General features: G+C 46.9%; 7 protein-coding genes and 1 riboswitch. Of the genes, 1 reads left to right on the forward strand and 6 read right to left on the reverse strand.

Annotated elements, in window-relative coordinates; genetic code table 11:
- Window positions 1–197: 197 nt before the first annotated feature.
- The 4 genes from cobT to SPEA_RS17830 all read right to left on the reverse strand — a co-directional run bounded on the left by cobT (window position 198) and on the right by SPEA_RS17830 (window position 4,650).
- Entirely contained in the window at window positions 198–1,226 is a 1,029-nt protein-coding gene (gene cobT, locus SPEA_RS17815; RefSeq protein ID WP_083766716.1) for a nicotinate-nucleotide--dimethylbenzimidazole phosphoribosyltransferase, read from the reverse strand.
- A gap of 48 nt (window positions 1,227–1,274) precedes the next feature.
- Window positions 1,275–2,330, reverse strand: coding sequence for a FecCD family ABC transporter permease (locus SPEA_RS17820; protein WP_012156594.1), 1,056 nt, complete (start codon window positions 2,328–2,330; stop codon window positions 1,275–1,277).
- A complete protein-coding gene (locus SPEA_RS17825) occupies window positions 2,323–3,249 on the reverse strand; it encodes an ABC transporter ATP-binding protein (protein WP_012156595.1) in 927 nt (308 codons plus the stop codon). The genes SPEA_RS17820 and SPEA_RS17825 overlap by 8 nt, the downstream gene beginning before the upstream one ends.
- Window positions 3,250–3,368: 119 nt before the next feature.
- A riboswitch (cobalamin riboswitch) is annotated at window positions 3,369–3,520 on the reverse strand.
- A gap of 506 nt (window positions 3,521–4,026) precedes the next feature.
- The gene (locus tag SPEA_RS17830; RefSeq protein WP_223296525.1) at window positions 4,027–4,650 is read right to left on the reverse strand and encodes a histidine phosphatase family protein; all 624 of its coding nucleotides are present in this window, start codon (window positions 4,648–4,650) and stop codon (window positions 4,027–4,029) included.
- A gap of 251 nt (window positions 4,651–4,901) precedes the next feature.
- Here SPEA_RS17830 and metH point away from each other — a divergent pair, with 251 nt between their 5' ends.
- A complete protein-coding gene (gene metH / locus SPEA_RS17835) occupies window positions 4,902–8,657 on the forward strand; it encodes a methionine synthase (protein WP_049767984.1) in 3,756 nt (1,251 codons plus the stop codon).
- 122 nt (window positions 8,658–8,779) lie between these two features.
- Here the strand turns inward: metH and SPEA_RS17840 are convergent, their stop codons facing one another.
- On the reverse strand, window positions 8,780–11,506 hold the full coding sequence (locus SPEA_RS17840) for a TonB-dependent receptor (protein WP_190272080.1): 2,727 nt from the start codon (window positions 11,504–11,506) through the stop codon (window positions 8,780–8,782).
- Between the two features lie 223 nt (window positions 11,507–11,729).
- Window positions 11,730–12,476: a hypothetical protein gene (locus SPEA_RS17845; protein WP_012156599.1), complete on the reverse strand. Its 747-nt coding sequence runs from the start codon at window positions 12,474–12,476 to the stop codon at window positions 11,730–11,732.
- Window positions 12,477–12,734 lie beyond the last annotated feature (258 nt).

Below are 12,734 nucleotides of genomic sequence, written 5' to 3' on the forward strand. Positions count from 1 at the left end.
GTCGGTATTTATGCCGACAAATCCTTTATATAAAACCAAGATTGATGGGCTAAAGCCCAACCTACAGAAGAACAAATAGGCTTTGCTACCTCTTCTTGCATCGTTTCAGCTCGTACCGTCTCAGCTCGTACCGTCTCAGCTCGTACCGTCTTAGCTTGCACCGTCTCAGCCTATACCGTCTTTGTTTATTTCGGTCCTTAAATCTCTATCCCGACATCTTCGAAGCTGGCCATCTCGTTATAAAAATTTGCCGCAGCTTGGATTAGGGGTAACGCTAATGCAGCGCCAGTGCCTTCGCCGAGTTTCATGCCAAGCTTTAATAGTGGCCTAGCCTGCAGAAACTCCAGCATCAGAACATGGCCTTTCTCATCAGACTGGTGGGCGAAAATCATATAATCACGTACATTTGGATTAATCTTTACCGCCGCTAATGCTGCCGCGCTGGCAATAAAGCCATCGACAATCACAAGCATGTTACGCTCAGCTGCGGCTAGCATTGCGCCCGTCATCTGCACTATCTCAAAGCCGCCGACACAGGCAAGTACCTGCATAGGGTCATCAAGCTCGCTATGATGTACAAGCAGCGCTTGCTCAACGAGCATCTTCTTACGCTTATAGGTCGCCGCATCGATACCGGTGCCGCGGCCTACACAATCTTCCACCTTACAGCCTGTTAAGGCCGACATTATCGCGGCTGCCGACGACGTATTGCCAATCCCCATCTCGCCTAAGGCTATTAAGTTACAGCCGTTTTGATGATGCATCTCCACTCGCGTGGTCGCCATCTTAAAGCCTTGCTTCACCGCGCCGAGCGTCATGGCTGCACGCTTATGAATAGGGCCAGTGCCTGAGCCTAAACGTTGGTCGATCACCCCTTCTAAGTTTTCAATTGGCTTTAATATCCCGCAGTCGATCACTTCCAAGTCGAAGCCAACCTGACGGGTAAACACGTTAATGGCCGCACCACCATTGATAAAGTTAACCACCATCTGTGTGGTCACCTCACTCGGGGCTATGGATACCCCCGACTGTGCAATGCCATGGTCGGCTGCAAATACCATCATCTTTGGCTTGCTGATCTGTGGCTTATCTTTGCCCAGCACTTGGGCTATTTGCAGAGCCAACGGTTCTAGCTCACCCAGCGCGCCTAGGGGCTTAGTTTTAGTGTCTATTTTTTGCTGAATTTCATCATCAAATTCAGTATTTACAGCTTTAATATCAAACATCATTGTTTCCCCTCAACCACTCAATAAGGATGTTATAAATGTGGCTCGCTAAATACGTTTACCGCTGCGACTGCCTAAAATAAATAGAAAGAAAATACTGCCCATCACCGAGGTAATGATCCCCACAGGCAATTCTTGATAACTCAATAATGTTCGGGCTAATACATCGACCCAAACCATAAATAGCCCTCCCACCAGCGCCGTTAATAACAGGGGGTAGCGTCCCGGAAACAGTAAACGCACCGTATGGGGCACCATTAAGCCGATAAAGCCGATACCGCCACAATTTGCGACCAGTATCGCGGTGATAAGCGAGCACAGAAGCAACATATTGAGACGCAAGTGGCCGACATTAATCCCTAGGGTATGGGCGGTTTCATCGCCCGCACGCATGGCCACAATCTGGCGCTTATTAAGTAAGATGATTAGGGTAGATAAGATAACGCTTCCGGCTGGCAACCATAGGCCTTGCCAGCTGGCTTTGGCAAAACTGCCTAAGGTCCAAAACAGCACAGAGGCCGCAGCTTGTGGGCTAGAGAAATACAGCATCAGGCTTGCCATCGCGCCAAACATAAACGAGATAGCCACGCCGGAGAGCAACATACGTTCAACCTGGGTACTTAAGTTGCGGCCGCACAGGCTCAGCACCATCACCACCGACAAGCTAGCGCCAATAAAGGCTCCTACGGGCAGGCTTAACCAAAGCATACTTTGGCTAAATAGGGTTAACGCCACTACAGCGCCGAAAGAGGCGCCGGATGAGATCCCAAACAGATAAGGGTCTGCTAGCGGATTTCGAGTCACTGTTTGCAACACACTACCAGCAATCGAGAGCCCTGCTCCGGCGATAAAGGCCAGTAACACTCGCGGTAAACGCAGCTCCCAAATAATCCGCTCTCTAACCCCCAGTGACTCACCAAGATTCAGCAGCTTATAAGCCAGCACATTAAAAACATCAACGGCACTAACTGTTGCAGCGCCAAAACTTGTCGCCGCAAAAGGGGTAAGCAAAGTTATAAAGAGCAACAAGGAAAATACTAGGTACTCGATAGGACGCCGCTGACTCAATACTGCGCCGACTTGGCGAGCTGAAGGCTTACTCATCTAGCCCTCCTGCAATAGGATTTTCTATCGAATGTTGAGTGGAATCCGCAAGGCTCGCATCATAGCCATAAAAGTAACTGATCAGTGGGTTGCCATGTTGTGGGTGGGGCTTAATCTCACAGCACACATCAAACACCTCGGCGATACGCTTCTCTGTCAACACAGCTTTAGGGGAGCCTTTCGCCACGCTACGGCCATTGTTTAACAGCAATAACTCATCGCATAGGGCGCTGGCGAGATTAAGGTCGTGAATGGAAGTGATAACCGTGATTTTGAGGCTTCTCAGTAACTCTAAGGTTTGGATCTGATAGCGAATATCCAAATGGTTAGTCGGCTCATCGAGAATCAGCAGCTTAGGTCGCTGCACTATGGCGCGGGCGATAAGTGCACGCTGTTTCTCGCCGCCTGATAGGCTCTCGTAAGCTTGGTTCGCCTTATCTTGTAGGCCTACCTTAGCGAGGGCCTGAGCTATCACTTCTCGGTCGCCGCGGCTGGAGAAATCAAACGCGCCTTTATGAGGGGTTAACCCAAGAGCGATAAGCTGGGCAGTGGTCATTTCGAAATGATGCGGAGTATCTTGCAGAACGACCGCTATCTGCCTAGCAAAAGCCTTGGCCGACAAGGTATTAATCTCGTCACCAAATAGATGAATGCAGCCAGTTGTGGGTTGAATAAAACGGTATAGGCAACGCAATAGGCTAGACTTACCCGCGCCGTTAGGGCCAATAATGCCCAGCATCTTGCCTTCGGTTAGGCTAAATTCGATGGCCGATAAAATAGCTGTACCGTTGAGCTGCCAGCTTAGATCCTTCACCGATAGCACTATATTGCTATGACTGTTGCCGCTGACATGAGTATTGTCGTTAGCGTTAGCATCGCTGTTAGTTTCGGCCTTAGCTGCTAGTGTCCGTTCAGTCATTGAGGCTGACCGTCTCTAAACCTATCTTTAGGTTTCATTTTACTGTCTCCCCCGAGTCGCCCGCTCGAGTCAATGTGCATATGGCTACACTTGTAAATATCGATACATGTTGGCATGTTCGAACAACATTCAGTTAGGCAGGTATCTGACTTGAAAAATAGCCTAATGCTATCTTTCCTACAGTTGCGGGTACAGTCCGGACTCAGCTAACCATTGAAGTCAGCTTCCGGTTCCCTTTATGCCGTTAAGCACCTAACTTTTTATTATAAGCTGTTATCACAAGCATTAGCGCTATCAGCGCCAACAAGATAACGCCGCAGTTTAACACGCCTTTGAGCACTTGCGTGCTGAGCTTTTTTACTTATCTAGCAAGGATCCTAAGCGTAGCCTTGCTTCATTGATGCAATTACATTAGCTAGACCGCTCTGCATTTCTGACGGGCTAAAATAAGGGGCTAGGTTCTAGGACGCTACGCTGCGAGGACGGGCTGCGCCCTACTAGGAAAATCACAAGCTTGACGGGCTAAAGCCCGACCTACAACAGCCAATACTTTTCTTGCTCTCCTAAGCCCTGCTTTTCCTAGAAGCTAGGAGCTTTCTTTGCCTTTCCTAGGCCCTTGCTCGTACCGTAAGCGCAGCGTTCTGTGAGTGACGCAGTCACGTTCCCTAGGCCGCAGGCCGTTCGGCTTTGCTTTAATCGTCTTAGCTTTACCGTCTTTGCTTTGCCTAGAACCTGCTCTTTTCCTAGGACCTAGCACCTTCTTTAAAACCTGAGACCTTATTTACCCCAATGCAGAGTTAAAAACTGCTGTCCGTTTTCATCGTGCAGCACATCAATCTCCGCCTTGGCTGCATAGGGTAATTGAAGTGAGGTATAAAAGCCTGCCGCTTGCTTTACCCCTAGCGCTTTTGCCATCAAGTGACGCATCACGCCGCCGTGAGTCACCAGTAATATCTGTTTACCCTGATGTTGCTCAAACATAGCTTGCCAAGCGCGCTCAATACGCGCTTCAAAGTCCTGCATTGATTCGCCATTAGGCGGCGCTGCCAACCAAGGATTAGCCCAGTAAGCATCTAATGCTGCGGCATGAGATTGATAAAGCACATCAAATGTTTGCCCATCCCAATCGCCAAAGTTTAGCTCTTTAAAGGCGGCCTCTACCGCATAAGGGCTCCCCTGAGTCAATGCAAATTCTTCAGCGAGGTTAGCGCAGCGAATAAGTGGTGAGCTCAGCACCACATCAGGTGTAGAACCGGGGCTCTTTAGGCCGCAAAGCACGCTTTGCATCTGCCGCTTACCCTGCTCAGTTAAAGCGACATCGATCTGGCCGCGCAAAATATTGCCACCTTCGCATTCACCATGTCTAAGCAATATCACCCTTGTGGTTTGCATGATTACCATTTACCTCTATTATTTATCAGCCACTTACATAAAATTCATTGGCTTTTAATGCTGAAAAAGTATCATGCTTTAGCACTTGCACTTTTTATCACGCCTCACGTATTATGGACGTCTATACGTATAAATGTCCAAACAAAAAGTCTCACTATTAACGGAGACGCTTAAATGAAAATTACGGACATGATGTATCAAAAATAATATACAAGAATAATATACAAGAATAATCTTTTGCGAACTGGTAGGAATTATCTATGGCAACCTGTACCCCAACACATGCCTTGAGCGCGGTAGCACATACTCCAGACACTGCCGACAAGGTTTTAGCTGTCCTTACCCAAAAGCTTCAGGATGGGATCCTTATCCTAGACGGCGCTATGGGCACCATGATCCAAGACCGTAAGTTTGAAGAGCTGGATTTTCGGGGCCAGCAGTTCAAAGACTGGCATTGCGATGTAAAGGGCAACAACGACATGTTGGTGCTTACTCAGCCTGAAGCCATCAAGCAGATCCATAAAGACTACCTATTAGCTGGCTCAGACATCATCGAGACCAACACCTTTAATGCTACCCGTATCGCGATGGCTGACTACGACATGCAGGCGCATTCGGCTGAGATTAACCTTGTGGGTGCACGACTCGCCCGCGAAGCGGCTAACGAAGTTGAAGCTGAAACTGGCCGTCAGTGTTATGTCGCGGGTGTACTGGGACCAACCAACCGCACCTGCTCTATCAGTCCAGATGTGAACGACCCGGGTTTTCGTAACGTCAGCTTCGATGAGCTGGTTGAGGCCTATATAGAGTCAATCAACGCCCTAGTTGCTGGCGGCAGCGATATCATCATGGTGGAAACCATTTTTGATACCCTAAACGCCAAAGCCGCGCTGTTCGCAATTGAAACCGTATATGACACTCAAGGTTTCCGCCTGCCAATTATGATCTCTGGCACTATCACCGATGCCTCAGGCCGTACACTTACCGGACAGACAACCGAAGCCTTCTATAACTCACTGCGTCACGTTAAGCCGCTATCTATCGGTCTTAACTGTGCATTAGGGCCAAAAGAGCTGCGCCCTTATGTGGAAGAGCTGTCTAAAATTTCCGAATGCTATGTGTCGGCACACCCGAATGCGGGCCTACCCAATGAATTTGGTGGTTACGACGAAACGCCAGAGCAAATGGCGGAAATCATCGAAGAGTGGGCACAAGAAGGATTCTTAAACATTATTGGTGGCTGTTGTGGTACCACGCCTGATCATATTCGGGTCATTCGCGAAGCCGTGATCAAACATTCAGCACGTCCATTACCCGATATTCCAGTAGCTTGTCGCCTATCAGGGCTTGAACCTCTGACCATAGATGAGAACTCGCTATTTTTAAACGTCGGCGAACGTACCAACGTTACGGGGTCGGCGAAGTTTTTACGCCTAATCAAAACCGGCGAATATGAAGAAGCGTTATCAGTTGCTCGCGAGCAAGTGGAGAACGGCGCACAGATCATCGATATCAACATGGATGAAGGCATGCTCGACGGCGCCGAAACCATGCATAAATTCCTCAACCTAATCGCCTCAGAGCCCGATATCTCACGGGTACCTATCATGATCGACTCCTCTAAGTGGGAAGTGATTGAGGCTGGCCTTAAATGCATTCAAGGTAAAGGCATCGTTAACTCAATTTCGCTTAAAGAAGGCGAAGAGAAGTTTATCGAGCAAGCCAAACTCGTTAAACGCTACGGCGCCGCGGCAATTGTGATGGCGTTTGATGAAGTTGGCCAAGCCGATACCAAAGCGCGTAAAGTTGAGATCTGTACCCGCGCCTACAATGTGTTAGTCGATAAAGTCGGCTTTCCACCAGAAGACATTATCTTCGACCCCAACATCTTTGCTATTGCCACCGGTATCGAGGAGCACGACAACTATGCGGTTGACTTTATCGAAGCCACCGCAGAGATAAAACGTACCCTACCCCATGCAATGATCTCTGGCGGTGTATCTAACGTGTCATTCTCTTTCCGTGGAAACAACCCGGTACGAGAAGCGATTCACGCCGTGTTCCTGTACCACGCGATTCAAGCTGGCATGGACATGGGTATTGTTAACGCTGGGCAATTGGCGATTTATGATGACATCGACCCAGAGCTTAAGGAAAGAGTCGAAGCCATAGTCCAGAACTTGCCCTGCAAAGTAGCCGATACCAATAACACCGAACTGCTATTAGAAGTCGCAGAAAAGTTCCGCGGTGACGGCAGCCAAACCGCCAAAAAAGAAGATTTAGAGTGGCGCAGTAAACCTGTTAATGAGCGTTTAGCGCACGCGCTAGTGAAAGGCATTACCGAATTTATCGATGAGGATACCGAAGAAGCGCGGCAACAAGCCACACGCCCACTCGATGTGATTGAAGGTCCATTGATGGATGGCATGAACATAGTGGGTGACCTATTTGGCTCGGGTAAGATGTTCCTGCCTCAGGTGGTAAAATCAGCCCGCGTGATGAAAAAAGCCGTGGCCTACTTAAACCCCTATATTGAGCTTGAGAAAGTCGCTGGTCAGTCTAACGGTAAAATATTAATGGTTACCGTTAAGGGAGATGTACACGATATCGGTAAAAATATTGTCGGCGTGGTTTTAGCTTGTAACGGCTATGAAGTCATCGATTTGGGCGTAATGGTACCGGTTGAGAAAATCATCGAAGTCGCTATTGCAGAAAATGTCGATATTATCGGCATGTCAGGGCTTATCACCCCAAGCCTAGATGAGATGGTACATAACGTTAAGAGTTTCCATAAGGCTGGGTTAACCATCCCGTCGATTATTGGCGGTGCCACCTGCTCTAAAATTCATACCGCAGTCAAGATTGCCCCTCATTCACCTGAAGGTGCCATCTATATTGCCGATGCATCACGCGCCGTGCCCATGGTGTCGAAACTGATCAACGATGCAACCCGCCAAGCGACTATCGACCAAGCCTATGCAGAATACGATGTTATGCGCGAGAAACGTCTGTCACAGACTAAACGTAAGGTGATTACTTCGATTGCAGCCGCACGTGAAAACAGTTGCCAACACGACTGGCAAAACTACACGCCATTTGTGCCAAATCAGCTAGGGCGTCAGGTATTTGATGACTACCCACTTGAAGATTTAGTCGAGCGCATCGACTGGACCCCCTTCTTTAGAAGCTGGGAATTACATGGCCATTTCCCGCGAATTTTAGAAGATGAAGTCGTAGGTATTGAGGCGCGAAAACTGTTTAGCGATGGCAAAGCCATGCTGGATAAAATCATCAGTGAAAAATGGCTTACCGCCAAGGCTGTGATTGGCTTATTCCCAGCCAACACTGTTAACCATGACGATATAGAGCTTTACACTGATGAGACTCGTAGCGAGCTTGAACTCACGACTCATCACCTGCGGATGCAGATTGAGCGTGTCGGTAATGACAACTTCTGTTTAGCAGACTTTGTTGCGCCAAAAAATAGTGGTGTTGCCGATTACATGGGCGGCTTTGCGGTAACCGCTGGCCATGGCATTGACGAGCATGTGGCTCGCTTTGAAGCCGACCATGACGACTACAGCGCGATTATGCTCAAATGCTTAGCCGATCGTTTAGCCGAAGCCTTTGCCGAGCGTATGCATGAAAGGGTACGTAAAGAGTTTTGGGGATATGCATCTGATGAGGTACTCGATAACGAGGCGCTGATTCGGGAGAAGTACAAAGGCATACGTCCGGCACCGGGCTACCCCGCTTGCCCAGATCACACAGAGAAAGGGCTGCTTTGGGACTTACTCAAGCCTGATGAAACCATCGGCCTTAAGATCACCGAAAGCTACGCCATGTTCCCAACGGCAGCGGTTTCAGGTTGGTACTTTGCCCATCCTAAATCGCGGTACTTTGGTGTGACCAACATAGGTCGCGATCAAGTAGAAGATTATGCGACACGTAAAGGCATGAGCATCGAGGAGACCGAGCGCTGGCTAGCTCCAGTGCTAGACTACGATCCACAATAGTGCGCGAAAGCTGCTTGCTGCCCGGTTTCTGCAAATCTAAAGATGGACGATTCTAGGACGAGGCAGAGCTAATAAAAAAGCCACACTTTCAAAAAGTGTGGCTTTTTTGACTGGTTAAATTATTAAAATGATTTTTTCAAACCAAAGTAAAAGAATCGGCCACGGAATGAATATAAATTATCATCAGTCGATGTTCCGTTAGCCCTTAAGAATGGAGGCTCTTTATCAAACACATTTTGAATGCCTGCATGTAAATCGACACCAATAGCATCAACAAAATAGCCTACTTGCATATTATGGAATACTGTCGATGACATGATATCTGCTTCAAATTCTTCTGTAGCTTCACCGGCAAAGATTTCTGAATTGTAATTAGCATCCCAAGTCGCACGGTAGTTCCCCATTGTCCAATCAATTTGGATATTCGCCTTATACTCAGGAAGGCTACCAAATGCTGGATCATAAGTACCCGTAATATCTCTAAATGCTGAATCACTGGTATCTTGAACTTCAAACTCACTTAAATACGTACCATCGAAGTTAATGCTCCAATCACCAATATCCGTCTCGAAACGATAATTTGCATTCAAGTCGTAACCAGATAAGTTACGTGATGCAATATTATTCGCTGGCGAATAAATCGTTTGAATATATCCCGTACCATTGTTGCTACGTATAACATCACCAGCATAAGTTGGGTTGCCCGCTAAGTTTTGATCGATTACATAGCGAGAACTTGCAAACACCACGTTAGTTTGTTCGATAGCAAAATAATCAAGAGTTAATGAAAGGTTATCTATTGGCTCGATAACTAAGCCTAAGGTAGTGTTCTCAGCTTCTTCAGGCTTAAGGTCTGGGTTACCACCGCCAATAATGTCATTGCTTTGGATCGCATTTTGACTAAAGGCTGGGTCTAAACCAAGGGCGACACACTCAGGCTTGCTAGAACTAAAATTAGCTTCATTGCCAGGGTTACAAGGATCATACAGGTTGGTATTGATCGATGATGTTCGCCCTTGATACATTTGCGCCATGGTTGGAGCGCGGAAACCGGTACTGTAGCTTCCTCGCAACTTCAGCATATCAAGCGGCTGATAAATAACACCCACTTTTGGGTTTGTGGTACTTTCGTCAATATCACTGTAATCACTGTAACGTGCAGCGAGTTCAATATCTAAGTTATCAAGCACTGGAACCGCTAGCTCTAAATAAAACTCTGAGATTTCACGTACAGGGGATATAACAGGAGTGCTAGAGCCGCCCCAAGATACATCAAATGTTGCAGTACGTTGCGCTTGATCTACTTCTAAAGAAAGTTGATCTTCGCGATACTCAACACCTGACGAGAACATCAAGTCGCCAGCAGGCAAAGACACTATCGGTCCTGAGATATGAGCCTGAATAAACATCAAATCATTTTTATTGGTCGTTACTGGAGCGGTTGTATTGATAAAATCAAGCATTTCAGTCGTGATTGAACCCTCTGGGCCAAACACATTTAACGCGACACAACTTGGATCTGCCGCTGTTTCACATTCATCAGAAAGTGCACGCTCAATTTGCATAATAGATGGCTGTGCACCACCTCGCTGGACCAACTCCGCACTCTGGCTAGAGTAGCTAACCTCCCAGTCATACTCATCAAAGATGGCGCCTTTTAAGCCTAAGGTATATCGCTGAACAGTGTTATCTGTTTTATAAATGCGCGAGCCATACTCACTAAAGCGACGGCTCACGTTACCCGCTATGCCAAATGGGTTGTATTTTTGGTTTGCGCCCACGCCAAAGTTGTTTCCATCAGCATCTGGGTAACGTTTAAATGCATTCGGGGTATCAACATTATCTCCATACCAGCCTGTATCTGTACCTGGAGGCGCTTGGTTACCTTGCACAAAGCCATCATGAAAGGATAGCTCGGTAAAAAATAGCATATCATCAGTAAGCTCATAATCACCGCTGACAAAAACACTCGTGGTTTGATTATCATTGGCGCCAGACTGAGCGGCACGATAATTGTACCCCATGGTATCGTAATCGAACGGAGTCACTGCAGAGGGATTGTTGGCATCTAGGACTGTCCATGTCTCACTCGGATCAAGCCCAAAACCGGATAAACGCGCAAATGGTGTCGTCCCTGAACTGGTATCACCTCCCCCTAGATAGCTTTGATCAGTATCTTGGGTCATGTAACGGTCTTTCTCTTCCCAGCCTGAATTATTGCTCGTGGAAGCGGCAACCATAAGGCTACCTTTGTCGGTACTAAAGCCCATAAGTAAGCCAACTTCACGCTCTTGTGCATCACCTTCAGATGACACCCCATAGCGAGCGTTGACCTCAAAACCTTCATAATTTTGATAGGTAATAATATTTACTACGCCGGCAATGGCATCTGAACCATAAATTGCAGATGCACCATCTTTTAAGACCTCAATTTGAGAAACGGCCTCAAATGGAATAGATGAAAGATCAACCAAGCCATCTTCATTAGAACCCACCATACGGCGACCATTTAAAAGCACCAAGGTGTTAGTCGCTTCAATACCACGTAGCGTTGCTGTTTGAATATTGACAGCACCGGCGCTACTTTGGTTGTTAGATGTGGCTCCAGTTATTGCAGGCAAACGACGTAATGCTGCGCTGACATCGGTAACCCCTAGGTTATCTAGCTGCACTTTTGTTACTACGGTGATGGGCGAGCTAGATTCAAGCTCTGCACGTCCAATGCGTGAGCCTGTAACCATTATTTTTTCTATCTTCTCTTCTTCTGCCGCAAAAACTGATGTGGTAGTCACTGGAGCAAAAGATATCATCGCTACAGTAAGCGTCGATAGTGCGAATTTCTTGGTCATATTCATCTTCTTCCTTTAGATTTGTTTGCCACTTTATCGCCATAAAAATGTTGCAACCTTGTTAAGGTTGCACCAATGTATACTGTATACCATTGTGGGTTGCAACAATAATTAAGGAATAACTAATTCTTAAAGGAATTAATATTATTTATGCCGGACGGCTAAATAATTATGGGTGCGCGGATTGCGCACCTATTAGCAGATGATGAGTTGGCTATAAGCTTTAGGAAACTGAAATGTTACTCACGCAGGGTTTAACTATGGTCGAAGCTTTATCATTGGTTAATGAGAGAGCCTCATACTGATTAATATTCATTGCCAGTTGATGCAGCAAGCCTTCGGCTCCTTTTGCAGCTTCACTCTCATAAACCAAGGGAACCATAGTCAAATTATGAGACTTCGCCTGGGCATCGATAAACTGTAACTGAGACCAAAATAGATTTGAAATCAGATGAAACAAGCAACTCCCGACTCCTAGATGCCGCCACTGGGGTACCACATAGGCAAACAATAAATAACAGCAGCCACCGATTTGGCGATCATCACAGCTGTTTCCATCTGCATACCAAGAGTCGAGCAAGCCAACGTTAAAGGTCACGAACGCCACAGGCGTTCGTTTGTCCTCTTCAGAAAAAGCGACCAAGCGATAGTGCCTCTGATGCCTGCTTTCCGATAGCTGACTTACAGGGCTCAGAGTGTTGAAAATTTGCTGAATAGCGGCATTATCATCAGCACTCTTGCTACAGAAATATTGCTGCAGAGCGGTGGTATTTTCAGGCTTTGAGTCGTCATAAATACTGATATTAGGAACAAGAGTAGACTCATCGAGTCTGATAGAGGGCGGAGACTGCAGGAGCAAATCTTTTTCAGCTAATGTTTGAATGAAGCCATCTTGTAATTGGAAGTGACTAAAATCATCAAGCAGGTGAAGTAAGGGAAAGAGCTCCGCCTTACTTTTATGAAGTGCCATATACCGCTCCACTCAATAAACCCATTATCTGCCTCAAAACCAAATTATCAGACTTCAGTGCAGACAACATTCTGCATTAACTATAGGTGCTACTTATGTACCTGTAAAACCCCTTAAAACCAGAACCTATGCGGGTTCGACTAAAGTCAGCATCAAGCCATTGTAAATAAAGGCAAGCATCAACTAAGTAAGAACCCTGCTTATGCAGTCGCTTGGTTAGATCTAAAAGTAAAGAATCCAGCTTATAAAGAAGGGGAG

The organism is Shewanella pealeana ATCC 700345, from assembly GCF_000018285.1.
In the GTDB taxonomy this organism is placed as follows: domain Bacteria; phylum Pseudomonadota; class Gammaproteobacteria; order Enterobacterales; family Shewanellaceae; genus Shewanella; species Shewanella pealeana.